Origin of the sequence: Dehalobacterium formicoaceticum (genome assembly GCF_002224645.1) — a bacterium.
In the GTDB taxonomy this organism is placed as follows: Bacteria; Bacillota; Dehalobacteriia; order Dehalobacteriales; family Dehalobacteriaceae; genus Dehalobacterium; species Dehalobacterium formicoaceticum.
The window spans coordinates 3,275,425-3,301,650 of sequence record NZ_CP022121.1 but is presented as its reverse complement, the minus strand read 5'-3'; the positions used below and the strand labels follow the sequence as shown (position 1 = coordinate 3,301,650).

Annotated in this window: 25 protein-coding genes; 19 read left to right on the top strand and 6 right to left on the bottom strand. The window is 43.1% G+C overall.

Annotation, left to right across the window (positions count from 1 at the left end; genetic code table 11):
• The 4 genes from CEQ75_RS16065 to CEQ75_RS16050 all read right to left on the bottom strand — a co-directional run bounded on the left by CEQ75_RS16065 (position 1) and on the right by CEQ75_RS16050 (position 6,504).
• Complete coding sequence (locus CEQ75_RS16065; protein ID WP_089612097.1) at positions 1-1,335, bottom strand: YeiH family protein; 1,335 nt, start codon at positions 1,333-1,335, stop codon at positions 1-3.
• A gap of 1 nt (position 1,336) precedes the next feature.
• On the bottom strand, positions 1,337-2,728 hold the full coding sequence (locus CEQ75_RS16060) for a sigma-54-dependent transcriptional regulator (RefSeq protein WP_089612096.1): 1,392 nt from the start codon (positions 2,726-2,728) through the stop codon (positions 1,337-1,339).
• A gap of 4 nt (positions 2,729-2,732) precedes the next feature.
• A complete protein-coding gene (locus CEQ75_RS16055) occupies positions 2,733-4,820 on the bottom strand; it encodes an ATP-binding protein (protein ID WP_089612095.1) in 2,088 nt (695 codons plus the stop codon).
• A gap of 337 nt (positions 4,821-5,157) precedes the next feature.
• Positions 5,158-6,504 (bottom strand): YeiH family protein, encoded by a 1,347-nt coding sequence (locus CEQ75_RS16050; RefSeq protein WP_089612094.1) that lies wholly within the window; start codon positions 6,502-6,504, stop codon positions 5,158-5,160.
• A 646-nt stretch (positions 6,505-7,150) separates the two neighbouring features.
• Here CEQ75_RS16050 and CEQ75_RS16045 point away from each other — a divergent pair.
• From CEQ75_RS16045 to CEQ75_RS16000, 10 genes are all read left to right on the top strand, one after another.
• Entirely contained in the window at positions 7,151-7,783 is a 633-nt protein-coding gene (locus CEQ75_RS16045) for a hypothetical protein (RefSeq protein ID WP_089612093.1), read from the top strand.
• Between the two features lie 138 nt (positions 7,784-7,921).
• Complete coding sequence (locus CEQ75_RS16040; RefSeq protein WP_089612092.1) at positions 7,922-8,278, top strand: GerW family sporulation protein; 357 nt, start codon at positions 7,922-7,924, stop codon at positions 8,276-8,278.
• Positions 8,279-8,431: 153 nt separating this feature from the next.
• Complete coding sequence (locus CEQ75_RS16035; RefSeq protein ID WP_089612091.1) at positions 8,432-8,887, top strand: helix-turn-helix domain-containing protein; 456 nt, start codon at positions 8,432-8,434, stop codon at positions 8,885-8,887.
• Positions 8,880-9,812, top strand: coding sequence for a HipA domain-containing protein (locus CEQ75_RS16030; protein ID WP_089612090.1), 933 nt, complete (start codon positions 8,880-8,882; stop codon positions 9,810-9,812). Before CEQ75_RS16035 ends, CEQ75_RS16030 begins: the two co-directional genes overlap by 8 nt.
• A gap of 266 nt (positions 9,813-10,078) precedes the next feature.
• A complete protein-coding gene (locus CEQ75_RS16025) occupies positions 10,079-10,438 on the top strand; it encodes a BlaI/MecI/CopY family transcriptional regulator (protein WP_089612089.1) in 360 nt (119 codons plus the stop codon).
• Between the two features lie 5 nt (positions 10,439-10,443).
• The gene (locus CEQ75_RS16020; protein WP_089612088.1) at positions 10,444-12,801 is read left to right on the top strand and encodes a M56 family metallopeptidase; all 2,358 of its coding nucleotides are present in this window, start codon (positions 10,444-10,446) and stop codon (positions 12,799-12,801) included.
• A 133-nt stretch (positions 12,802-12,934) separates the two neighbouring features.
• A complete protein-coding gene (locus CEQ75_RS16015; RefSeq protein ID WP_089612087.1) occupies positions 12,935-13,771 on the top strand; it encodes a pirin family protein in 837 nt (278 codons plus the stop codon).
• A 317-nt stretch (positions 13,772-14,088) separates the two neighbouring features.
• Positions 14,089-14,349, top strand: coding sequence for a type II toxin-antitoxin system Phd/YefM family antitoxin (locus CEQ75_RS16010; RefSeq protein WP_089612086.1), 261 nt, complete (start codon positions 14,089-14,091; stop codon positions 14,347-14,349).
• Positions 14,339-14,611, top strand: a complete 273-nt coding sequence (locus CEQ75_RS16005) for a Txe/YoeB family addiction module toxin (RefSeq protein WP_242965279.1) — start codon at positions 14,339-14,341, stop codon at positions 14,609-14,611. The genes CEQ75_RS16010 and CEQ75_RS16005 overlap by 11 nt, the downstream gene beginning before the upstream one ends.
• A gap of 246 nt (positions 14,612-14,857) precedes the next feature.
• Entirely contained in the window at positions 14,858-15,154 is a 297-nt protein-coding gene (locus tag CEQ75_RS16000) for a LytR/AlgR family response regulator transcription factor (RefSeq protein WP_089612084.1), read from the top strand.
• Between the two features lie 17 nt (positions 15,155-15,171).
• Here CEQ75_RS16000 and CEQ75_RS15995 read toward each other — a convergent pair whose 3' ends face one another.
• Both CEQ75_RS15995 and CEQ75_RS15990 read right to left on the bottom strand, forming a co-directional pair.
• Positions 15,172-15,666 (bottom strand): sporulation membrane protein YtrI, encoded by a 495-nt coding sequence (locus CEQ75_RS15995; RefSeq protein ID WP_089612083.1) that lies wholly within the window; start codon positions 15,664-15,666, stop codon positions 15,172-15,174.
• Positions 15,663-15,989, bottom strand: a complete 327-nt coding sequence (locus CEQ75_RS15990) for a YtrH family sporulation protein (RefSeq protein ID WP_089612082.1) — start codon at positions 15,987-15,989, stop codon at positions 15,663-15,665. Before CEQ75_RS15990 ends, CEQ75_RS15995 begins: the two co-directional genes overlap by 4 nt.
• Positions 15,990-16,185: 196 nt before the next feature.
• Between CEQ75_RS15990 and CEQ75_RS15985 the strand changes: the two genes are divergently transcribed.
• The 9 genes from CEQ75_RS15985 (at position 16,186) to CEQ75_RS15945 (ending at position 26,079) form a co-directional block, all read left to right on the top strand.
• Positions 16,186-16,812 (top strand): YigZ family protein, encoded by a 627-nt coding sequence (locus CEQ75_RS15985; RefSeq protein WP_089612081.1) that lies wholly within the window; start codon positions 16,186-16,188, stop codon positions 16,810-16,812.
• Positions 16,813-16,859: 47 nt separating this feature from the next.
• A complete protein-coding gene (locus CEQ75_RS15980) occupies positions 16,860-17,072 on the top strand; it encodes an alpha/beta-type small acid-soluble spore protein (protein ID WP_242965277.1) in 213 nt (70 codons plus the stop codon).
• 143 nt (positions 17,073-17,215) lie between these two features.
• Positions 17,216-20,620, top strand: a complete 3,405-nt coding sequence (locus CEQ75_RS15975) for a DNA polymerase III subunit alpha (protein WP_089612079.1) — start codon at positions 17,216-17,218, stop codon at positions 20,618-20,620.
• Between the two features lie 152 nt (positions 20,621-20,772).
• Positions 20,773-21,264 carry a pantetheine-phosphate adenylyltransferase gene (gene coaD, locus CEQ75_RS15970; protein ID WP_089612078.1) on the top strand — a complete coding sequence of 164 codons (492 nt, stop codon included), beginning with the start codon at positions 20,773-20,775 and terminating at the stop codon, positions 21,262-21,264.
• 26 nt (positions 21,265-21,290) lie between these two features.
• On the top strand, positions 21,291-21,521 hold the full coding sequence (gene mtrB, locus CEQ75_RS15965; RefSeq protein ID WP_089612077.1) for a trp RNA-binding attenuation protein MtrB: 231 nt from the start codon (positions 21,291-21,293) through the stop codon (positions 21,519-21,521).
• Positions 21,522-21,579: 58 nt separating this feature from the next.
• Positions 21,580-21,780 carry a putative signal transducing protein gene (locus CEQ75_RS15960; protein WP_089612076.1) on the top strand — a complete coding sequence of 67 codons (201 nt, stop codon included), beginning with the start codon at positions 21,580-21,582 and terminating at the stop codon, positions 21,778-21,780.
• Between the two features lie 67 nt (positions 21,781-21,847).
• A complete protein-coding gene (pfkA, locus tag CEQ75_RS15955; RefSeq protein ID WP_089612075.1) occupies positions 21,848-22,807 on the top strand; it encodes a 6-phosphofructokinase in 960 nt (319 codons plus the stop codon).
• A gap of 15 nt (positions 22,808-22,822) precedes the next feature.
• A complete protein-coding gene (gene pyk, locus CEQ75_RS15950) occupies positions 22,823-24,568 on the top strand; it encodes a pyruvate kinase (protein WP_089612675.1) in 1,746 nt (581 codons plus the stop codon).
• Positions 24,569-24,654: 86 nt separating this feature from the next.
• Positions 24,655-26,079, top strand: a complete 1,425-nt coding sequence (locus CEQ75_RS15945) for an oxaloacetate decarboxylase subunit alpha (RefSeq protein WP_242965274.1) — start codon at positions 24,655-24,657, stop codon at positions 26,077-26,079.
• Positions 26,080-26,226: the final 147 nt, after the last annotated feature.

Sequence of the window (26,226 nt, the reverse complement as noted above, 5' to 3'; positions counted from 1 at the left end):
CTACTTAATTCCAGCCCAATAACTACCCATAATCACTACCGATAGCAGATATGCTATGGGAATATTCACCAGAACCCCAATGCCTATGGCCGCAAAGGGTTTCCATCCTTCAAAGGTAAGATCCTTTAGCCGGCTGGTCAAGCCAATGGAGAGGAAAGCAAAGATAAAGGTCCAATTTCTCAGCTCCTCCACAAGGCTGATAATATTATTACTTATTATATTATAGCTGTTTACATCTGAAACGGCAGTTAAAATTGTGATTAGAATTGATGCGACAAAAAAACCCAAGATAAATTTAGGAAAACGGATCCAAATGTCCGAGGGATTAGGTTTTGTCCCATCAAATCTTTTATCCCACCTGGTAATAGAAAAAAGGGCCATAATAAAGCACCAAATGCCGATAAACATGTCCCTGCCGATTACTTTCACCAATGTAAAAGTCTTAATGGCTTGTTCATCAATAGCTGCCGCTACAACCATACCCGGTGCATCGGCGAATTCTGATGTGCCAATCCAGGCACCCGCCGGTCCCGGCGGAACATCCAGCACATTAATGGCAAAAGGCAGGAGAAAGATCATTAAAATTGACCAAATGATAATTACCGAAATAGCAATAGACACATGTTGCTTTTCCGCCTTGATCGCCCCGCCGATGGCAATAGCTGCGGAAACACCGCAGATAGATCCCCCGGCAGCCAAAGTAGCTGCAAAACGCTTATCCAAGGAAAAGAGCCGGGTTCCCGCCCAGTAAACCGTGAGAAAGGTAGCTGACGTGACAATTGATGCTTGGGCAAAAGCTGTTACCCCTGCCATCATGATCAGGGTAAATGGTAAAGTGGCCCCCGTTAGGACAATACCGGTCTTCACAAAAAAACCGGTATGAAGTACATTGTCCACTCCCTTCGGTACCTTTAAAATATTACCGATTAATAGACCAACAATCAAAGCAAGGAGTGGTGTTTCCAAACCGTAGTTTTCCATGAGACTCCATGAGCCCCATACGATGATTGCCGCACTCATGACAAAGAGTACGGTAAAGCCGGCAATAAAAGAGCTTATCCGGTGCCCCATGGCCTTTACCGCAATGGCAAATAAAATCATAAAAAACAAATAAAGGGCAAAGAGGGCTGTCATGTGATTTTGTACATAGCTTATTGCTGCAGCCGGATCACTGTAATCAGGTACAATAAAAACTAGCAAGGTTAAAAAACTATTCCCGGTGTTCCTAAATAGAATAGCGGCCAAAACAATAACCAGGCCAATCCATACTGCCCAATAATCTTCCTGTTGCCAAAGATCCGACCATTTGCCGGAAGGAACAGTTAGTTTCTCCATTTTATTCTACCCCATAACTCTGGATTTTTCGGTAAAGGTTGCGCACACTGATGTCCAGTAATTTCGCTGCCTGGTTGCGGTTCCCCTCTGTTTTTTCTAATACAGATAAAATATAATTCTTTTCTACATCCGCAAGTGTCGGGTATCGGTTATCATTAGATAAGTCAGGGTTATCTTGATCGGAAGATACTAATTGAGGACTGTTTATTTTGGGCTTAACTTTCTCCGGCCAGATATCAATGGGTTCAATTATCCCGTCATTGGTCAATATCATCCCCCGCTGCACCAGATGGGCCAGTTCCCGTACATTACCGGGGAAATTATACTTCAGTAATTGTTCCTTGGCAGCGGATGACAAGAGATAACTTCCTTCGGCAGGGTTGACCTTACTTCGGCTCTCTAAAAAATATTCGGCCAGGGGAATAATATCATCCCGGCGCTCCCTTAATGGGGGAACATCCAAAATCAAGCTGTTTAGGCGATAATACAAATCCTGGCGAAACTTTCCTTGATTAACTTCTTGTTGCAGATCTCGGTTTGTTGCTGCCACAATACGGACATCAACTCTTCTCAGTCGGGTATCTCCCACCCGGCGAAATTCCCCTGATTCTAAAAACCTTAAGAGCTTTACTTGCAATAATAAAGGCATTTCACCTATTTCATCCAAAAAAAGCGTACCATTATCAGCCATTTCCACTAGACCGATTTTTTGTCCCCCGGCCCCGGTAAAAGCACCTTTTTCATGGCCAAAAAGTTCACTCTCTATTAATGCTTCCGGAATGGCCCCGGCATTTAACGGGATGTAGGATCGGTTAGCCCTAGCACTGCCCAAGTGAATCGCCCGGGCAAATAGTTCCTTGCCCACGCCGCTTTCTCCCTGGATCAGTACCGGTGCATCAGCCTGAGCGAATTTGCCGGTAATTTCCAAAAGGCGGGACATTTGCGGGCTTTTTGCAATAATTTTTAGTTCTGAGGTCTGCCGGCTGACAACCTGCCTCAGCCCCTTATTTTCTATTAAGAGCTTCCGCTGTTCTTGGGCTTTTTCCAAGGTAATTTCCAATTCGGAAAAATTGCAAGGCTTGGTAAGATAATCATAAGCGCCCAGTTTCATGGCCTCGATGGCGGATTCAATGGTACCATGTCCCGTTAACATGACAACCTGGATATCCGGCTGCATTTGTTTTATTCTAGGAAGAAGAGACAGCCCGTCCCCATCGGGGAGCTTTAAATCCAAGAGGACAACATCAATTAAATTATCTTTCACACAGGCCGCACCTTCCTCTGCTGTACCCGCCTGCATTGTGTCATAACCTTTGCGCTTTAAGCGTTGGACAAGAATAGAGCGCAAAGCTTCTTCATCATCGATAATGAGGATTTTTTGATAATGTTTCATAAAATTATGCACCCACCTTATAAGAAGGTAAGGTAATATCTACGATGGTCCCTTTTCCTTCTGTACTGTCAATAAACAATTTTCCCTGCATCTTTTGTACGATACTGTAACTGATAAATAAACCAAGGCCGGTTCCTTGTCCCACAGGTTTGGTGGTAAAGAAAGGGACAAAGAGTTTCTTTAGATATTTTTCCGGAATACCCTGCCCATAATCATGTACAGAAAAATGGATCTCTTCATTATTATTGTCGTCACGCCCGGCCGCGACTTCCAGTGTTCCTCCAGCATTTGACGCATCCAGAGCGTTGGTGACAATATTTAAAACCACCTGCTGCCACTCACTTTCGTTGCCTAATACAAAAAGGCCGGCATCAATCTGGCTCACAATTTTTATGTTTTTTTGTTTTGCTCGATGCTTTAATAGTTCCAAAACCTGAGCGCTTGATTGCCCAATATCCACATAATCATTATCATGGCTCTTGCGGGCAAGACCCAGGAGACGAGATATAATCTGTTTACAGCGGATAACTTGTTCTAATACGATATTTAAGCCCGCTTTAATTTCGTCCTGCTCCAGACTCTGATCTTCCTCTTTCAAGCGGTCCAGCAAATCCTCACTGTGGGCGGCAACAATCGCCAGAGGATTATTAATCTCATGGGCTACCCCTGAGGCCAAAAGACCGACAGTTGCCATTTTATCCGATTCTATCATCCGGGCTTCCATTTCCGTTTGTTGAGTAACATCTTCGAGGAGCAATAGGTAAGCGGCATTATTGGATTTATCAGGTGTTAATTCATACAATATCTGACGCATGTGCCGGTGTTCTCCATTAACATTGACGGTAAAGACCCGATCTTTTTCCAGGGAAAGTTTCCATGGTAAATCAGTTAATTTATCACCAAACCAACGGGCGAAGATGGAATTCCACCATACGATATTTCTTTCTTCATCGAGGAGTACCATTCCTGCTCCAATTCCGTCAACAACGATGCGCAATAATTCTTTTTCGTTTTTTAAATTTTCATTAGTCTCGTCTAAAAGAAACAATAATTGATTAAAAGATTGGACCAACCTGCCGATTTCATCCCAACTCTCAATAGGAATTTCCTCCTGAATGTCGCCTGTAGAGATAATTTTCTTAACCTGTCCTTCCAGGTTCTCCAAAGGCTGAACCAGCTTCAAACCAAAGATAATACTTAGAAGAGAACCAATGATCATTATCAAAATGGCAATGATGAGCAGTTTCAATGTAAAACTATAAATAGGTTGATAGGCCTCTCTGGTGGTTTGCTCAATAAATACGCCCCAATCAGGGTTACCCACTTTGGCAAACCAGCCAATAACATTTGTGCCCTCAGAGTTTTTATACTCTGTGCCCTGGGAATATTCATTCCCTTCCAAAAAGTTTTGTACAGCAGGATTTCCCCGAAAATCCTCCCGGTCTAAAACCCGGCTGTATTCAGTATGTCCAATTAAATTACCGGATTTATCAATAAAATATAAATTCCCTTCTTTACTCAACCGATGTCCGGTAAAATTGTCAATGATGCTATTTAAATCAATTTTTACTTGAAAATACCCTATTCTTTCTCCTGTATTAGGATCCGGAATAGCCGTTGTTACATACATCTTGGGATCACCAGTCTCAGAAAATATAACTTTGCTCAGAAAAATAGACTGATGGGAGGGAATAAATAAATCAGATTCAGCTGTATTTCCCCAGGGGATTTTATCCAGCACCGTTAAATTTTTGTCAGCTACCCTTATTTCTTCAACAAAAGGTTCCTGATCTAGTAAAGTTTTAAAAACTAATTGCCTTTTGTTTTCATCATCACCTAAAAGAGCATCCCCATTAGCTACAGAAATATAGCTTAAATTGTTTTCAATATTCTTAAATACCTCTTGTACTTCGTCCGCCAGTACGGAAACTCCCTCAAAGTTTTGTTCCCAAATACTATTTAGCATATATTGCTTAACAGTATTGAAGCTTAAATTGCTAAGGATAAATAAGGGGAAAATAGACATAGCCAGGCCAAATAGGAGTACATGCGTCCTAATACGCATCCACCAGGGAATAGAAGTATTGTCCACAGTGCTCCCCCATTTCCACAATTAGTAATTGCATTCATTAAATCATTTTACCATTAAAATAACCGGCTTGATATTAAAATGTTCTCCTAATAAGGTAAAAATATTACCGATCAATTTTCAGATCGGAAATCTTGACGCAAGTTCTTAATTCAGATGGAGATTTTTTTACTCCATCTGAATTTTAGAACTGCTAATGCATGACTTATTTGGCGTTTGACTCCCGCCTAAAGAGGTGGGAGACTTACGCCAAGTTAGTCAGGTGAAAATAAGGATGTTGGCTGTTTATCCTGGCCAACATCCTTATTTTAAAATTTCTTGAGGTTGATTCACTATTTTATTATTTCACTAAGGCCCAATAACCGCCCATGATAATCACCGATAGTATATATCCCAGAGGAACATTTATTAAAACCCCGGTGGTAAAGGCTGCAAAGGGTTTCCAGCCTACAGAGGTTAAGTCCCTGAAACGAGTAGTTAAACCGATAGAAAGGAAGGTAAAGATAAACGCCCAGCTCCTTAATTCTTTAATTGGTTTAATAATACCCGCATCAACCGTCTTAGCAGCAGAGGCATCAAGACCGGAAATCAAGAGGGTAACAATAATAGAAGCAAGAAAGAATCCTAAAACGAATTTAGGGAAACGGGACCAGATCTCACCGGCATTCGGCTTTGTTCCATCGTCTCTTTTTTCCCATTTGGTAACAGAAATCAATGCCATGATAAAGGCCCAAATACCTACAAACATATCCCGCCCAACTACCTTCATTAAGGTAAAGGTTTTAATGGCCTGCTCACCAATTGCTGCAGCAGCAGCAATACCTGCTGCATCGGCAAATTCTGAGGTTCCGATCCAAGCGCCCGCAGGACCGTCCGGAATACCCAAAGCCTTAATCAAGATCGGCAAGGAAAAAATCATGATCGTTGCCCACACGACCACCAGGGAAATTGCTACGGAAACATGTTGTTTTTCAGCTTTTACCGCGCCGCCGATGGCGATGGAAGCAGATACCCCGCAAATAGAACCCCCGGCAGCCAGACAAGTGGAGAAACGTTTGTCCAAGCCAAAGAGCCTGGTTCCTGCCCAATAAATAGTGAGAAATGTAGTTACTGCAATGATGGTAGCTTGCAAAAACGCTACCGGACCGGACTGCATGATCAGGGTAAAAGGAAGGGTTGCCCCCATTAATACAATACCTGTTTTTACAAAAAATTCGGTTTTTAATGCAGCATCCAGCCATTTAGGAATAGTTAAAAAGTTACCTAAAATAAGTCCGACAGCAAGTGCTAAAAGGGGTGCTTCTAAGTTCCACTTTTTCATTAATGTCCAGGATCCAAAAATTGTAACAATGACACTGAGTACATAAAGTACAGTAAAGCCGATAGCAAACTGTTTTACGTCATATCCTAAAACCTTAACAGCTAAAGAAAAAATTGCTAAAAAACAAAGATAAAGCAAGATGATATTGCCGATGTTTTGGCCCAGAAAAGCGGTAGGCTCACCAAACTCACTCCAACTAGGTATCGAAACAGCAATAGTTTTCATAATATTACTTCCAAAAGACCATAAAAGAATAGCAATAAGAACTACCCCGAGACCCAACCACACTGCCCAGTAATCTTCTTTTTTCCAAAGATCGGACCATCCTCCGGAAGGGGATGTTTTGTTTACCTTAACCTGTGCCATCTTATTTTCCTCCACTATATTTTTGGTAAAACCTAATCCGGGATTGTTTATAATCCACCTCCTTAACTCCCAATCTTTTGCTTAGTATATTAATAATGATTAGGTTCTGCCCCTTAATATAGCAAGAGTCGTGCCAAAAGTGAAAGCACAAAAAAGTGCTTTAGATAGCCGGGTTACAGCCTATATTCCTAAAATTAATAGGCTAACTATGACATTTTGTCGGTGACATTTTGTCATAGGTGACAATGTGACAAAGTGACAAACATAACATGGGAACAATTCACTAAAGCGATATTGTTGAGTCGGAAAATTTGTATCTTCCATTTGGAACTTTTCTCCACAAAATGGGTCTAATCATATAAAGAAAATTTTGGGGAAAAAGTAGGGAGTGAAGCTAGAATATGATTTTGAGAGGGGGCTGCCGACGGGGGTAAGCCGCATTAGTAAAGTGTTTATCTTTTAGGATTTTTTTAAAATTTTTTAAAATTTATTTTAAATTATGCAACCGAATTTGGTTTTGGGTGTATAATAATTTTAGGGATAAGGGTAGTTTAATTTAAGGTTAGGGAAAATTCAGTCATGGTGGAGTATTAATCTGATTCGACGATGCAAAGCAAAAAATCATCGGTGTGTAGGTGAATGATAAATGATTGTGCTGAATATTTTGGCGGGGGCAGTCTTAGTTGTTTTTGCTCTGTTTTTTATCATCATCCTGACGCCGATCAGGTATGATTTGCGAGGGTTATGGCAGGATAAATTCAGTGGGGAGATGAATATTGGCGCAGGGCCATTTCAGATTTCTTTTACATGGGCAGCTGGGGGTAGAAATATCTTTGGCTTGCAGCTGGCAGGGATTACCCTGTTTAAAAAACCACTTGCATCATCTGAAAAAAAGAAAGAAGAGACAAAACCGGAAAAGAAGCGTCAAAAAGGGAGATGGGGGGATGTTTTTGGTATCTTCGATAGGGGTTTTATCAAGGCCATCCTAAAAACGGTTCGGGACATTTTTCGTCATAGCGCACCCAAGGTCATGAAGCTGGAAGGGGTTTGGGGATTTGATGATCCTTATTACACCGGAATTTTGGCAGCCTTCCGGTCAACTGTTCCCGGTATTCATGTGGAGCCTGATTTTACCGGGGGAGTAAGGGACCTAAGAGCATTGGTTCAAGGACGCATCAGACCGGCAGTAGTGCTTTTCTATGGTTTGAGGTTCATTGTTGCTCCGCCGGCAAGACCGGTTCTGAAAAAAATGCTGCAAAAAAGAAGAGGAAAAGAATAAAAATAAATGCAACCATTCGTGAAATTTCGTGTATTGAATAATTGAAAATAAAAAGATGAAGTAGGATGAACTATGCTGAAGTAGGATGAAGTAGATTGAAGACAACAAAAATACGATGATAAAAAGGGGGTCTTTTTTATGGAATTAAAAGAAAACCTGGATACGCTATTTGACAGACTGGAAAAATTTTTCCGTACGGAAACCGTGATTGGAAATCCCATTAATGTAGGAGAGGTTACCTTGGTGCCCATTATCGAGGTGGGTTTCGGTATGGGATCCGGCGGAGGTTCAGGCAAGGACGGAAAAGGAAATGACGGTACCGGCGGCGGAACCGGAGTCGGAGCTAAAATCTCTCCTAACAGCATATTAGTGATCAAGGGTGGTGAGGTATCTTTAATTACCCTGAAAGATAAGGGATCCCTGGAAAAGGTGCTGGCGATGGTTCCTGATATTGTAAATCAGATTAAGGATAAATCGGAGGAAAATGAAGAGTAAATAACAATAACAAACAAGGGGAACGGAAACGTTCCCTTTTATCTTTTTTTGGGGGAGGCGGAGGGACAAGGTACCTGTCCCTATGTCCCCCTTTCCCTATGTCCCCCTTGACACTATAACGGAGTACCGATATACTAAATATAGGTGATGAATATGAATATACAACAACTTATAAAAGAAAAAGGCATGTCAAAATATAGTTTATCAAAAGCAAGCGGTGTACCCTGGTCTACATTATCTGATATATTTTCAGGTAAGACAGACCTCAATAGATGCAGTGTGAAAACACTTTCTAAACTATCCAAGGTACTTGAAATGCCCATTGAAGAAATTATTGAATTAGAAATAGAAACAAAAGATGATATAGATGCTAGAAAGCCTAGAGATAAATCTTATTTAGAAACAAATTTATCGGGAACTTTAGATGGAGCATTAAGAGCCTATATTCAAGGTGAAAAAGAAGGGGTGCTTCACTTAGATTGCTTATGGAACGAACTATATGGTTCAATTAATGCAGATCTTTGGGCAGGCTATATTACTGAGGAACAAGCAAATTATTTAAGAAAAGAATATCTCTATGGAGAAACTCAGGAGGATTTAGATGATTGATTTTACATCGTGTGAGATAAATAAGTTTAAAGCCTATGGCGGGGCAAACGGAAATAAAATCAATATCATTTACGAAGGCGAAAGTTATATGTTAAAGTTCCCACCTGTACCTAGCAGAAACAAATTCATGAGTTATACAAATGGATGTATTAGTGAATATATTGCTTGCAATATATTTAAAATCCTTGGGATTATAACACAAGAAACTATATTAGGAACATATACAGATAGACGTGGTAAAGAAAAAATTGTAGTTGCCTGCAAAGACTTTACAGCTGATGGTAAGAAATTGATGGAGTTTGCTCATCTAAAAAACACCTGTATTGATAGTGAACAAAGTGGATATGGAAAAGAATTGTCATCTATTTTAAAAACAATGGAAGAGCAAACTTTATTACCACCAAATGAAATTCGTTCGTTTTTTTGGGATTTGTTTATAGTAGATGCATTGCTTGGAAATTTTGATAGGCATAATGGCAACTGGGGATTACTGATAGATGAAGAATTAAAAACTGTGGAAATAGCTCCAGTTTATGATTGTGGTTCTTGTCTGTACCCACAGCTTTCAGAAGAAGGAATGAAGAAGGTTTTGGACAGTGATGATGAAATTAATCAAAGAATATTTGTATTTCCTGCGTCATCTATTGAAGAAGATGGTAAAAAGATTTCCTATTTTGACTTTATATCTTCATTAAAAGATCCAGAGTGTAATAAAGCTTTAAAAAGAATTTCCCAACGGATTAATATAGATAAAATAAATGAATTGATTGATGGGATTCCTGCACTTATACCAATTCAAAAGGATTTTTACAAAGTAATGATTACCGAGCGCAGGAAAAAAATACTAGATTTCAGTATGGATTTATTGATAAAACAAGAGAAAGAAATGTCACAGCAAGATGAAACCACGGGATTTAATCAATAGATCACTATGTAAAATTAAAATTTATAGGAATTAAATCAATAAAATTGATTTAAGGATCACTCATATACATGGGTGATTTTTTTGAGTTTGATGGGATGTCATATGTCTAAGGTGAAAGTCCTTCTTTTTTTGGGGGAGGGGGAGGGGGAGGGACAAGGTACCTGTCCCCCCGTCCCGCCGCCCCCGTCCCGCCTTGACAAGGACGGTCTATAATGATAGACTGTGATTATAATAAGTCTACATAAATAGACCAAAGGAGATGCGCCATGAATAAATTAAATCTTTGCGAAAGTGAATATCGTTTTGCTTGTATTGTATGGGAGCATGAGCCCCTCGGCTCAGGGGATCTGGTGAAGCATTGCCATGAAAAGCTGGGCTGGAAAAAATCTACTACTTATACCGTATTGAAAAAGTTATGCGAAAAAGGAGTATTGAAAAATGAAAACGCCATCGTTAGTGCTCTTGTAAAACGAGAACAGGTACAGAAATTTGAAAGCGAGCAGTTTTTAAGCAAAACCTTTGATGGTTCATTGCCCCAGTTTATTGCCAGTTTTATGAGTGATAAAAAACTGTCTTCCGCCGAAGCGGAAGAACTGAAAAAACTGATTGATAGCTTTGAGGGGTGATAAACATGGAACATTTTCTGCCTTTTCTGCCGGATTTATTTTTAAAAGTTCTGAATATGAGCATCACAGCAAGCTACGTTATTATCTTTGTCATGGCTGCACGGCTGTTGCTGAAAAAAGCCCCGAAGATTTTTTCCTATTCCCTGTGGTCGGTGGTATTGTTTCGCCTGATATGTCCTTTTTCCTTTACTTCCGCGTTTAGTATTTTAAAGGTCTTCTTTCACGGATCAAGGAGCATGGATCACATTCCTAATCAGATTGGGATGATGGCACAACCCCGGATGGAAACCGGGCCGGATCAGGTAAATGCCATGATCAACGGTTCATTACCGGCGGCAGCTGTGCCTTATTCCGGTGCCAATCCCATGGAGATGATTATGTTTGCTTTATCGCTGATCTGGGTAATCGGCATGATGATCTTGGTCGTTTACGGTGTTTCGTCCTACTTTTTATTAAAACGAAAAGTCAGCACAGGGATGCTTTTGAAGGACAATGTTTTTGAAAGTGAAAAAATTGCCGCACCCTTTGTTCTGGGTATCATTCGTCCGAGGATTTATCTGCCCCTAGGTCTTTCGGAAACAGAGAAAAGCTTTATTTTAAAGCATGAGCAAACCCATATCAGACGTTTTGATTACATAATTAAGCCTTTTGCCTTTTTAGTCCTTTGTATTCACTGGTTTAATCCTATAGTCTGGATCAGCTTTGTACTGATGAGCCGTGATATGGAAATGTCCTGTGACGAACAGGTAATCAAGGAGCTGGGTACAGAAATCAAGAAGGATTACAGCGCGTCTTTATTATCACTGGCTGTAAACAGGGGCAAGATCAGCGGAAGTCCTTTATCCTTTGGGGAAACAGGTGTCAAAGGGCGTATCACAAACGTCCTCAATTACCGGCGCCCCGCTTTGTGGGTAATAGTTGCGGCCATCATTTTAGTGGCGGCCATGGTCATTGGACTTTCCGGCAATCCCGATGCTATTACCGATAATGAAGGGAAGAAAATGCAGATGGCAGAAACTTGGGCCGAATCCCTCAGGACCCGGGACGGTAAACCACGCTACGAAATCATGTCCGAGAGTATGAAGGAAAAATTCGTAGCCGAGCAAATACAACGATCCGGTGATGATTGGAATTATAATATTGGTGGTTCCAGCCCTTGGGTGGAGAGTTTTACCATTGACGTGGAGGGAGATAAGGCAAATATCACCTATCATTTGGCAGACAGCGACGGCGGAAAGTATGAACAGACTGAGATTATTACCTTTGGCCGAGAAGATAATCGCCTCGTTGTCATCGATGCCTGGGAACAAATTGCCGAATGGGAAAGAGTGAATTCTTTTGCGCCCACAGCTTTACAGGCTGCCCAGGATTACATCAAGGCCCTCAAGGAAAGTAATTATCTGTCCATCCTATCTTGGTCCCATGATCATCCCTTTGATCCCATGGGGCAGGAAATTTGGGACACGGTAAAAATCAGAGATGTCAAAATAATTCAAGAAGATGTACGTGAAAACAAGGCATGTTTTTGGCTGGAAATGGATATTGAGGAGGGAGGCACTTCTGCCTTTGAAAAAGGAGTTTCCCCCCGATGGCTGTGGCTGGTCAAAGGTGAGCATGGTTGGTATGTGGAAGGTTTGATGACCGGGGGGCCGCCAACTGATGATTGGTATCTTACCGGAAATCAACCGGCAAAGGAAATAAGTATTGCTGATTTAACCGAAAAGTCAATTATCACCAGTGATCGCTTTGAATTCACAGACTATCCCTTGATCGCTGAACTTCCCCAGGAGGATATCTATTTATATGGCATGAAGCCTACCGGCGTAGTACTAAAATATGGTGATGATATGCAACTTTTTAATTGGATTTACACAACGCCGAGATTTATTTTGCCTGTGTTAAATAAGCAGGATCTGGATCATGACGGCAGGGATGAAATTGTATGTGTCCTCAATGTAAATTCAGGTACAGGAGTAGCTATTGATGAATTACATGTTTTAAAGCAGGCTGGAACTCCCGGTTATATTGATTATATCTTCAGTGATTATTTGGAACAAATGAAAACGATGCTTTCTGCTGATTATGATAAAAAAGAAAATAGTATTTTATTAAAAACCAGCAATAAAAGTTACACCTATGATATGCCGGCAGGATATGAAGAGTATACTTTCAAAAATATAGCCTACGGAAATATTGTTTACTTTGAGGCGGAAAATGGATTAAAAATAAAGGTTCCCATTGGTTTGGCCTTTGAGGAGATGGCAGAACCCCAGTTTTTCGAGGATACTCCAATTTTTGAAGGAGATATTGTATTTAGAAATGGTAAATTTCAGATTACAAATCCAGAAATAACAATTGAGTAATGATAATTAATAAGGTTGTGGTAATTATCCTTTTTTGCTATACTTTTGGCAAAGATGCTGTTATATCCTTCGGGAAATTGCAGCAAATATCTTTTGAAGAGCCTTTTAAAGAAAATGAAGGAGTGGAAAAAGGATGCAAAAACGTGAAATTAATAAAATGATTCGTGGACAAAGAGCCACAGACGGTGCGGGAGTCCGGCTTGTCCGGGTGCTGGGGCACAAAGACGTGTACGATTTCGATCCCTTTCTGATGCTGGATTCTTTTGACTCAACCAATCCGTCAGATTATACGGCCGGTTTCCCGATGCATCCCCACCGGGGTATTGAAACCATCACTTATTTAATTTCCGGGAAAATAGAGCATGAGGACAGCATGGGTAACAAGGACACCATTAATCCCGGTGAAAGCCAGTGGATGACTGCCGGAAGTGGTATTATGCACCAAGAGATGCCCAAGGCGGCGGACAGAATGCTGGGTTTTCAATTGTGGCTGAACCTGCCCCGGGAGGAAAAAATGGCTGAGCCTGCCTATCTGGCGATCACCCGGGATATGATCGGCAAAATAAATAAGGATGGAGCAGAGGTTCGTGTGTTATCGGGCAGTTTTGAAGAAAAGACCGGCGTTGCCCCCCACCATATTCCCGCATCCATCTACGATATTTCCCTGGCCAAGGGCGGAAGGATTCAAATTCCTACCAAATCCGATGAAACCGTGTTCGTTTTTCTCATCGAGGGAGATGGTGTCATTAACGAAGAGACAGTTTTGTCCAAAACCGCTGTTTTGTTCGGAGAAGGTGATTATATCACCGTATCTGCATCTGAAGAAACTGAACTGCGCTTCATTTTCTTTGCAGGAAAACCCCTGCACGAACCTATCGCCTGGGGTGGTCCCATTGTGATGAATACCCAGGCAGAGCTGCAGCATGCCTTTGATGAGTTGAACAAAGGTACTTTTATCAAGCATAAGTGATACTACAGAGTGAATTAACTTTAACCAATAAGGCTCCTATTTAATTTCTTTAAGCTATGGGACTTATATGCACAATAGTTACGACGAAAAAATCCAACCTTTTTCGTGGAAAGCAGCCTGATTGCGCGGCTTTGTTCTAAAAGGCTTGGATTTTATTTTTGTTCTTCCATCCATCCCCGTTCCCACTAAAAGTGTTCACCTTTTCCCTCTTGACCATAAACTATATTAAACCTATAATGTACGTACATGATCATGTACGTTTTAAAATGTTTATTGATGCATAATAATGTATATTTATCAAGGAGGTGTTCATATTTATGACAATTATCAACGCCACTACCGCGAGAAACAATTTTTTTAAATTGATAGAAGAAGCACTTACAACCCACGAACCCGTGTATATCACAAGCAAAACGGGAAATGTGGTTGTATTGTCTGAGGAAGATTACAGGTCAATCCAAGAGACCCTCTATCTTTGCTCTGTACCTACCATGAGGGAAAAAATTATGGAGGGATTAAATACCCCTCTTGATGAGTGTATAGAGGATGATTTGGAGGATACCGCCGGTGAATTATGAGCCCTGGAAAATTGTCTACACAAAGCAAGGCTTAAAAGATAAACGCAAGGCATATGAAGCAGGCTTTTCCGAAAAAATTAAAACTCTCCTGGAATTAGTACGAAAAAATCCCTTTGAAGACTATCCACCCTTCGAAAAACTTGTCGGAGATTTAAACGGTGCTTACTCAATAAGAATCAACAGACAACATAGATTTGTCTATCAGGTTTATCAGAAAGAGCGCACTGTGAAAGTAATTAGTATGTGGACACATTACGAGTGAACTCGTTCAGCTAAAGCTGAACATCGGGGCTTCAGATGGGGAATCTACCCCACCTGAAGTGAAAATAGGAGCTCCCACTTATAGAAGTGGGAGTCTTGGAATTTGATAAAATAGGGGTCAGGCCTGAAAATGAAAATATTATCCTTAAGTTTATTAACTTTGCTTATGCAATAGCATATAGTGTTATTTCATGACAAAGCATGTTATAATTTACAGTAAATATTTCATGTAAAGGAATGAATCAGGATGTTAAATATCGCTATTTGCGATGATGAAAATTCCTTTTGTACAGAATTAGAAGAATACCTGTTAAAAATAAACAACAAATACCATGTGGATATATATAGTACCGGCGAAGAATTATGCCAAAAAATAGCGGAAAAAGCACATTATGATTTAATTTTTCTGGATATCGAGATGAGTAAGTTGAACGGTATCGAAACAGGAAAATACATCAGAGAAAATTTGCATGCCCATTTTATTCAAATTGTTTATGTCTCGGCTCAATCCAATTATGCTATGGAATTATACTCAGAAAATTAAAATCTAAGAATCTATTTTTATAGAGAGGGTGGCAGGCGGTTTTCTTCGATATCCACTTCCAGATAAAGGGCTTCTCCAATGACCATGGTTTTAACGAGGATTTTAAATTGTTTTTGTTCCACTGTGATGATCCGTCCATTGAGGATGCCCGGCAATATGGATGGTTCCAGGGACTTGACAGGAAGGCCGATCATCTTTTCATATTGTTTAATGATTTCTTTATTTAAGGCCAGTTTGATTCTTTCTATTTCCTGAGGGGTATAATCGTCGGACAATAGATTAATCTTGGGGCTGATTTTTGTGACTACCCTATCTTTTGATTGGGAAAGAGTGGACTTCACTTCCGTCAGTTCCCTGCTGGTTGTCTCCAGCTGTAATGATAGTTCATTGTTTTTGAAATAGAGATCATCAACGGTATGACCAATGGCAACCACGGTCAGGGCAGCACCCAGCAACACCCCTATAATAAAGGCTGCTATCAGGGAGGCTTTGTGAAAGAAAAGGGCGATCATAAGCTGCGGCCTACCAGATGGGTAATAATCAAATAGCCGGTATGGGCTCCGGCAAAGGCAGAGATGATATAAAATAATTGTTTGATTAAAGCCCGGATTTCCCCTTCCAAAATGCCCAGCTGAAGGATTTCAATGGTGGAAAAGGTGCCCCCGATGGCTGCCACAATGGCCCAAATTTTGATTTCCCGGGATATTCTTAATAATATTTCGATGGGGGGATAGCGGGTAATCACAGCGGCAATAGAGCCGATCAAGGAGGCACCGACTAATACGCCCAAGGCGGTAAAGTATATTAAAAGTAATTTTTGATAAAAAAGATTCATTTTCCTCCCCTGCTCCTTTCCATTGAAGCATGGTCAGCACAAATTTACTAATTACTTTTTGTATTTAATATTCTCTAGGGGAGATTTTTATGCAGAAACTGCTTTGATAAAGGAAAGTTATGATGCAATTGAAGAGCCCCTTTATTTATAGTAAAATAAGACAATAGATTATATGCAGAGGGAAAAGGGTTAGACCATGGAAAAAATTTTAACTCTAAGCAAAAAAGGCACTTCCCGCCTGGTTGAAAAGAAATCCGTTTTTATGGGTCATGCCGCTCCGGTGCGGGATGAGCAGGATGCCCTGGGCTTTATTGATGAGGTGCGCAAATCCATGCCGGATGCGGGACATCATACCTTTGCTTATAGAATCGGCAAGAACAATGAAATTCAACGGGCCAACGATGGAGGAGAACCCTCCGGAACAGCGGGGCGTCCCATGCTGGAGATCATTAAACAGGAAAATTTACAGGATACCTTGGTAGTTGTAACCCGATATTTTGGCGGAGTTCTATTGGGCACAGGAGGTTTAATCCGGGCTTACGGCAAAGCAGCCCATGAAGCGATGCTGGATGCGGTGATCATGGAAAAGATTGATGGGCAAAAAATTGCCTTATACCTGGATTACCACAATCTGGGGAAAGTGCAGAATTTTCTGGAGCAAGCACATATTTTTGTGGAAAATATTCTTTATACGGATCAGGTTCAGCTTTCCTGCATCCTTGTTTTTGATCGGCGAGATGAAGTGATCCAAAAAATCCGGGATCTTTGTCACGGTGAGGTGGTGGTCTCTTTGGGGGAACGAGAGTATTTCCCCGGACTTTGAGCATGAAATCATCTGCCTTGGGTAAGATATCAAGGGAGGTGGTTGGTGTGGACACAAAAATTAAACCATCAAGAAAAAGCAAGGTCAAAAAAACTCCTGAACATGTAGAGAAAATGAAGCTGGAGATTGCCGAGGAACTGGGACTGACGGACAAGGTAAAGCAAGAGGGATGGGCAGGGTTAAGTGCTGCAGAGACCGGAAAAATCGGTGGGCTGATGACAAAAAAACTCAAGGATATGAAAACAGGTCGATTAAACTAAGTCAATCAAATTCGATAAGACTAAGAAGGATGCGCTCCAAAAGGGGTGCATTTTCTATTAAAGGAGATTCATTTTTTTTGTAGAAGTTTATTTCTTTACGACATTACGACATTATTTTTTTGAAGCAGAAATGAGATGATCATGTGAATTTCGTGCACCTTCATAACCATACGGAATATAGCTTATTGGACGGGGCCAGCCGCATTAAGAAACTGGTCAAAAAAGCCCGGGAGCTGGAGATGCCGGCGGTAGCCATTACAGATCATGGCGTCATGTATGGGGTTATTGATTTTTATAAAGAAGCATTGAAACAGGGCATTAAGCCCATTATTGGCTGCGAAGTTTATCAGGCTCAGCGCAGCCGTTTTGATAAGGAACCCCGCAGGGATGATTCTCCTTATCATCTGGTGCTCCTGGCGGAAACCCAGGAAGGTTATCAAAATCTGGCAAAGCTTGTTTCCTTAGGTTTCCTGGAAGGCTTTTATTACAAGCCCCGGGTGGATTGGGAGCTGCTTGGCCGCTACAGCAAAGGGATCATTGCCTTAAGTGCTTGTCTGGCCGGGGCAATTCCCCAGTGTTTAATGGAGAACCGCTATGAAGAGGCCAGGGATATTGCCCGAAACTATGGAGAAATTTTCGGGCCCGGCAATTTTTATCTGGAGCTCCAACAGCATGGGATTGAAGAACAAACGAAGGTCAATCAGGGCTTGATCCGCATCGCTCGTGAATTAAACCTTCCTCTTGTTGCCACCAACGATATTCATTATGTAAGAAAAGAAGACGCCGCCGCCCAGGATGTGCTGCTTTGCATTCAAACTGGGAAAATTCGCGAGGAAGAAAACCGCATGCGTTTTCCCACCAATGAATTTTACTTAAAATCTTATCAGGAAATGAACCTGCTTTTCGGCGATTATCCGGAAGCTTTAGAGAATTCACTGCGCATTGCCCAGCGCTGTCAGGTGGATTTTCAGTTTAATCATTTATATCTGCCGGATTATCAGGTGCCGGACGGCTTTACCCTGAACAGTTATCTCTGCCATCTGTGTCTCCAGGGCGCCAAAGAAAAATACCCGGATTTTCCCCCGGAAGTTGAGGAACGGCTCCATTATGAACTGGAAGTCATCGCCCAAATGGATTATCCCGGCTATTTTCTCATCGTCTGGGATTTGGTGAATTTCGCCCGAGAGCATCAGATTATGGTAGGCCCGGGGCGGGGTTCAGCTGCCGGCAGTATTGTGGCCTATTGTCTGGGCATCACCAGTATTGATCCTCTGAAATACGAATTGCTTTTTGAACGTTTTTTAAATCCGGAACGCATCAGCATGCCGGATATTGATATCGATTTTTGCTTTGAACGCCGGGGTGAAGTGATTGATTATCTGGTGGAGAAATACGGTACCGACCGGGTGGCTCAGATCATTACCTTTGGCACCATGGCCGCTAAGGCAGCGGTGCGGGATGTGGGACGGGTGCTGGACATCCCCTACGCCCAGGTGGATCGGGTGGCAAAATTAATCCCTAATGATCTGGGCATGACCATTGATAAGGCTCTGGAGGTAAATCATGATCTCAAAGCCTATTATGACGAGGATCCCCAGATCCGGGAAATGATTGATTTGGCCAGAGAGCTTGAGGGGATTCCCAGGCATGCCTCCACTCATGCCGCCGGGGTGGTGATCTCCAAGAATCCCTTGATCGACCATCTGCCCATCCAAAAAACCACCGACGGTGCCGTGACCACCCAGTTTGCCAAGGAAACGGTGGAGGAAATCGGCCTCCTCAAGATGGATATTTTAGGATTACGCACCCTGACGGTGATTCAGGACGCTTTGGAGAATATTAGGCTCAATCAAGGATTGAAATTAGATATTAGTACCATCTCCTTAAAGGATGAAAAAGCTTATGGACTATTGGCCCAGGGGGAAAGCTCCGGTGTCTTTCAATTAGAAAGCTCCGGGATGAAGAATATCCTGAAAAATCTGAAACCGGAAAGGTTTGAGGACATTATTGCCTTGGTGGCTCTGTATCGTCCCGGTCCTTTGGGGAGCGGCATGGTGGAGGATTTTATTGATCGCAAGCACGGACAAAAAGAAACTCAATACCTGCACCCCTCCCTGCAGCCTATTTTAGAAGAAACCTACGGCGTTATTTTGTACCAGGAACAGGTGATGAAAATTGCCAGTGTCATGGCTGGATTTACCTTGGGTCAGGCGGATTTGCTGCGCCGGGCTATGGGGAAGAAAAAGCCGGAGGTCATTGCCGGGCAGCGGAAAAACTTTATTGAAGGAGCCCGGGAAAAGAGCATTGAAGCGGGGATTGCCAGTCAGGTTTTTGATCTCATGGAGTATTTTGCCGGTTACGGCTTTAATAAGAGCCACTCGGCGGCCTATGCCCTGGTATCTTATCAGACCGCCTATTTAAAGGCTCATTATCCTGTGGAGTATATGGCGGCTTTGCTCACCAGCATCATGGACAATATGGACCGGGTTCCCGTGTACCTTGAAGAATGTAAACGCATGGGCATTCATATCCTGCCCCCGGATATTAACGAAAGCTTGATTAATTTTACGGTGGTAGAAAATAAAATTCGCTTTGGTCTTGCTGCCGTCAAAAATGTAGGGCGTTCTGCCATTGAGAACACCATCACAGCCCGAAGGGAAGGAGGAAAATTTATTTCCTTGATGGATTTTTGCGAAAGAGTACCCATCAACAAACGGGTTCTGGAAAGTTTAATCTCCTGCGGTGCTTTTGATTCTTTAGGCTTTAAGAGATCTCAGCTGCTGGCAGGCATGGAAATATGCCTGGAGTATGGACATAAAAGAATGGAAGAAAAGACCTCCGGACAGTTGTCCCTCTTTGATCTGGGCATGGCGGAGCCTAAGGGGGCGGCAGGTTATGAGTTTCCTGACTTACCGGAATATCCTGCCCGGGAATTACTGGCTATGGAGAAGGAAATGATCGGGTTTTATGTCAGCGGACATCCCTTGGATGATTATAGTCAAGCCCTGCAGGAAGAATCAGTAGTCTCCATCGACTCCTTGTCCCAGGTAGGGGACGGCTCCCCGGTGAAAATCGGCGGCATCATAAACTTTGTGCGTCCGGTGATGACCCGGAAAGGGGAACTGATGGCCCATTTTACCATCGAGGATTTTACGGGCAATTTAGCCTGTATTGCTTTTCCCCGAACCTATCATCGTTTTCAGGAGTTGATTCAGTTGGATCAAGTGCTGGTTATTGAAGGGAAAACCAACTTTCAGGAAGAAGAAATGAAGGTGTTCTGTGAAAGCCTGCATCCCCCGGGGGAGGGTAAAAAAGCCCAAGGTAAGCTTTATATCAAATTAAAAGCGGAGGAAATCGCAGCGGATCTCAACACAATTCAAAAAATCCTGCACGGTTTCCCGGGAGATACCCCTGTCTATTTATTTAATGCGGGGACTGGAAAATATTTATCGGTCCAAAAAAAATACTGGGTTACGCCCTCGGAGGAGATGATGGAGCAATTGAAAGGCCGTTATGGGCCGGAAAATATAATTTTAAAGATTTCATGATTTTTCTTGGCCCTGGCAGGAAATTCTTTTTAAAGATGGAATAAAGATTGCATTAGGTTGTATCAGGATTAATAATCGGGAAAAAATGAAGCTATGAAATGAAGCTAAGAAAAAATGCTGCACCAGATTTAATTTTTTAAGGAGTGGAAAGAATGCGTATCGCTGTCTATGCCGGTACTTTTGATCCGGTGACCAATGGACATTTAGACGTCATTCACCGATCTGTTCGGTTATTTGACAAAGTGATTGTTGCCGTGGCTAGGGATAACTACAAAAATACCCTTTTTACCCTGGAGGAGCGGGTAGATTTAATACGTGCCGTGCTGGATGGAGACGATCATGTGGAGATAGAGTTGTTTCAAGGCTTATTAATCGATTATTGCAAGAAAAAGAAGGCATCCACCATTATCCGTGGTTTACGGGTAGTGTCAGATTTTGAATATGAAATGCAAATGGCATTAATGAATAAAAAATTACATCCGGATATTGAGACCACCTTTTTAATGACGGATCAAAAATATTCTTTTCTCAGCTCTAAAATTATTAAGCAGGTTGCTCAGTTCGGGGGCTGTGTCAAGGGCTTAGTGCCGGAAGAAGTATCCTTAGCCTTGGCCAAAAAATTTGGCATTCGGCAACAGGACTGAATGGGTGGATAAAGGAGGTCGGTAAAATGGATCAGGAAAAATCCCTGAGCAGCGATTATGTAGTCGTTAAGGCCCAGGAAAATGGGGTTAACATTTTTGGCTTAACACGGGGTAAGGATACCCGATTTCACCATACGGAAAAATTGGACAAGGGAGAAGTGGTAATTGCTCAATTTACCGAGCACACCTCCGCGATTAAAATTCGCGGTAAAGCGGAAATTTTAACAAAACACGGCCGGATTGAGTCCGGGGATTAGCAAAGGCTCCGGGGATATTAAGGACAATTAGTGATCGATGAGAAAGGAGGCGCCGAAAGTGTGGACAGTCGTCTATATTGCTTCAAATCGAACGACAGCTGAAATGATCAAAAATTATCTCTCCAATGAAGGAGTGCTGGTGATGTTGCGTTCCATCGGGATTCCCCATTTGGGAGATTCCGGTTCTGTCGAAGTTTTAGTGCCGGAAACGGAGGTAGAAGAGGCCCAGGAGGTATTAAGAGCAGCAATTGGAAGCTGATCATGTTAATCTCTGCCTTTCATAGTAAATTATTTGCTGGATAAACTACCTTTAAAGGGGTGGAAATATGAAAAAGGTGGCTGTATTAACCAGCGGCGGTGATGCTCCGGGCATGAATGCCGCCCTTAGGGCGGTTGTACGTACGTCGATTTATCATGGCATGGAAGTAATGGGTGTGAGAAGAGGTTATTCCGGTCTCCTGAATTGTGACTTTGTTCCCTTGGATATTAGCTCTGTCGCCGATATTATTCAACGGGGCGGAACGATTTTGCATACGGCCCGTTGTGATGAATTTTTTGTTCCCGAAGGACGGGCGCTGGCTTTCACTCATCTAAGAGAGGCCGGGGTGGAAGGTTTAATTGTGATCGGGGGAGACGGGACTTTTCGCGGCGCTCTTGAATTAGAAAAAATAGGTATGAACGTCATCGGAATTCCCGGGACGATTGACAATGATATCCCTTGTACTGAGCGTACCATTGGTTTTGATACCGCTGTCAATACGGTAGTGGATGCGATTAATAAAATCCGGGATACCGCAACCTCCCATGAGCGGGCTTTCGTCATCGAAGTCATGGGTCGGCGTTCCGGTTTTATTGCTTTAGCGGCAGGACTGGCGGGGGGCGCAGAATCGATTATAATTCCGGAAAAACCCTTTGATATCCATGAAATTGTCGCTACCCTAAAACGGGGTCAGGAACGGGGCAAACAGCATAATATTATTATTGTGGCGGAGGGCGTTTCCGGCGCTTATGAAATCAGCAAAAAAATTCTTGATATTTCTCGACTGGATACCCGGGTCATTGTCCTGGGACATATCCAAAGGGGGGGCTCGCCTTCTGCCGGAGACCGGATTTTGGCCAGTAAAATGGGGTCAGCAGCGGTTCAACTCCTTTTAAAGGGTTTCAGAAAAAGGATGGTCGGAATCGTCGGTGATGAGATTAAAGATTTTGATTTGGAATGGGCCCTCAGCCAGTCTAAAGAGATTAATATGGAAGATTATATTTTGTCCGGGATCTTAGCGATGTGAAGGAGAGTGATTCAGCTGATACATACGAAAATTGTCTGTACCATCGGGCCGGCAAGTGATTCTGTGGAGATCCTGGAAAAGCTGATGAAGTCGGGCATGAATGTGGCTCGGCTCAATTTTTCCCACGGTACCCACGAAGAGCATGGCCGGCGTATTGTTAATATTCGGCAGGCGGCAGATAATACGGGTACTAATGTGGCGATTTTACTGGATACCAAAGGACCGGAAATCCGGCTGGGCAGTTTAAAGGAAAGCAAGGTTCCGGTGGTGGAGGGACAGGAAATTATCTTGACAACCCGGCCCATGATTGGGGAAGGGAATGTTTTTCCTGTCACTTATCAAGGCTTGCCCCGGGATGTGGTGCCCGGGAACACGATTTTAATCGATGATGGCTTGATTGGCCTGGAAGTGAAAGAAACCGGGGAGGAAGACATTGTTTGCCGGGTGAAAAATGCCGGGGAAGTTTCATCCAATAAAGGAATTAATGTGCCTGGAGTGGAGGTCAATCTCCCCGGTCTGATGGAGAAGGATATCGGGGATATCCACTTTGGTATCGAACAGGAGCTTGATTTTATTGCCGCTTCTTTTGTCCGCAAGCCGGGAGATGTTTTGGATATCCGGCGCATTCTGGAGGAAAAGGAATCGGATATCGATATTATTGCGAAAATAGAAAGCCGCTCCGGTGTAAAAAACCTGGATGAAATCTTAAAGGTGTCCGACGGCATTATGGTGGCCCGGGGTGACCTGGGAGTGGAAATTCCGGCGGAAGAGGTTCCTTTGGTGCAAAAGACGATCATTCATAAGTGCAATAAAGCGGGGAAACCGGTGATTACGGCCACCCAGATGCTGGATTCTATGATCAGAAATCCGCGCCCTACACGTGCGGAAGCCAGTGACGTGGCCAATGCCATCTTTGACGGCACGGATGCAGTGATGCTTTCCGGTGAAACAGCCTCCGGCAAGTATCCGGTGGAGGCGGTGAGCACGATGGCCCGAATTGCCTCCAAAACGGAGACTGCCCTGCACTATCGTATCCCAAACTGGAGAGACAGCAAAACGGTCACCATTACCGATGCCATTAGTCAGGCTTCCTTCAGTATTGCCCATGGGTTAAAAGCGGCGGCCATTATTACGCCCACTTCTTCCGGATCGACGGCTAAGATGGTCTCCAAATATCGGCCCAAGACACCGATTATTGCCGCCACTCCCTCGCCTCGGGTTAAGAAAAAGTTATCTTTGCTCTGGGGTGTTGAAGGCGTACTGACACCCATCACCAGCGGAACGGATGAGATGGTGGGAGTGGCGGTTGCTGCTGCTTTACAGGAAAAATTGATTAAACATGGGGATTTGGTAGTGGTGACGGCAGGGGTGCCTGTTGGTACACCGGGTACCACCAATCTGATTAAGGTTCATGTGGTCAGTGAGGTTACCGCCAGCGGCATCGGAATCGGCCGCATGGTTGCCACCGGTATTGCCCGGGTCGCACGAGACGGGGCGGATGCCAGGAATCGATTGAAAGAAGGGGAGATTCTGGTCACCTCCCGCACCGATCGGGATTATATGGATGTCATCGGAAAAGCTGCGGCGATAATTACCGAAGAAGGGGGTTTAACCTCCCATGCCGCTATTGTCGCTATCAATTTAGGAATCCCCGGGATTGTCGGTGTGGAGGGAGCTACAACCCGCATTCCTGATGGGGCAGTTGTTACCGTAGACAGCGCGCGGGGGCAAATTTATTTAGGCGTCACCCAGGTTCTTTAAAAGTTCGCATTTGTTAAAAGAAATAATCTGGGCTATAATGGCATTAATGTGAAAAAGAACTCTTGTTAATCAGGGAGGAATAGATATTGAAGAATAAGGTCAATGAAATAAATAAACCAAAACCAATTGGTATTACCGATACCACTTTTCGGGATGGTCATCAGTCTTTGCTGGCCACCCGGATGAAGGTGGATGATATGCTGCCCATTGCGCAAAAGATGGATGAGATCGGTTTTCATTCCATGGAGGTATGGGGAGGTGCTACCTTTGACACCTGCATGCGTTTTTTGAATGAAGACCCTTGGGAAAGACTGCGTAAACTCCGTCATCATATCAAAAAAACCAAGCTGCAGATGCTCTTAAGGGGACAGAATCTGGTGGGATACCGCCATTATGCTGATGATGTGGTGGAGTCCTTCGTAAAAAAAGCCATTGATAACGGGATTGATATTATTCGCATCTTTGATGCTTTAAACGATGTGCGCAACATGGCCAAAGCCATGGATGTAACCAAGAAGGAAGGGGGTCATATTCAGGCTACAATTTCCTATACCATCAGCCCCTTTCACAATCTGGAATACTATGTAAAACAAGGGCAGACTTTAAGGGACATGGGCGCGGACTCCATTTGCATCAAGGATATGGCGGGGATTATTACCCCCTATGCCGCCTATGATTTGGTCAAGGCTCTCAAAGAAAAAGTACAGCTGCCGGTGCAGTTCCACTGTCATTATACCAGCGGTATGGCCTCTATGGTTTATTTAAAAGCGGTAGAAGCAGGGGCTGATGTTTTGGATTGTGCCATTTCTCCCTTTGCTCTTTCCACCTCACAACCGGCCATTGAAACCATGGTGGCTGGCCTGGCTGATACAGATTTTGCTACCGGTTTGGATCTGGATAAGCTTTCGGAAGTGGCGGAATATTTCAAGAAAGTGCGAGGTCATTACAAACAATTTGATGTGGCCGATGGCCAGGTGGATGTGAATGTTTTAAGATATCAAATTCCCGGGGGCATGATCTCCAATTTTATCTCCCAGCTGCAGCAGCAAAATGCTTTGGATAAACTCCCCAAGGTTCTGGAGGAAGTGCCCCGGGTGCGGGCGGATTTCGGCTATCCTCCTTTGGTAACGCCCTCCAGTCAGATTGTGGGCGCCCAGGCGGTACTCAATGTTTTGGTAGGAGAACGATACAAAATGGCTTCCAACGAAACCAAAAGCTATATGAAAGGTCTCTACGGACAGCCACCGGCGCCCATCAATGAAGAGGTGCGTAAAAAGATCATCGGGGAAGAAATACCCATTACGGGACGGCCGGCAGATTTCCTGAAACCCCAAATGGACGAAGCTAGAAAAGAAATTGGTTTTTATGCGGAAACGGAAGAGGATGTGCTCTCCTACGCCTTATTCCCTCAAGTCGCGAAAACTTTCCTGGAAGAGCGTCTGGCAGCAAAAACCAAGGTGGACTATACCCTGGTGGGAAGCGATCAGAACGTTAACAGCTACCCGGTTTGAAAATAGAAAAATACCAAAAAAACCTCAGGCCTTGCCTGGGGTTTTTTCTCTAACCATCTTCTAACCAGGGGTCTAACCAGGGGGACGGTTCTTCTGGTTAGCTTACTTGGGAACCACAGGAACCGTCCCCCTGGTTACCCGGAACCG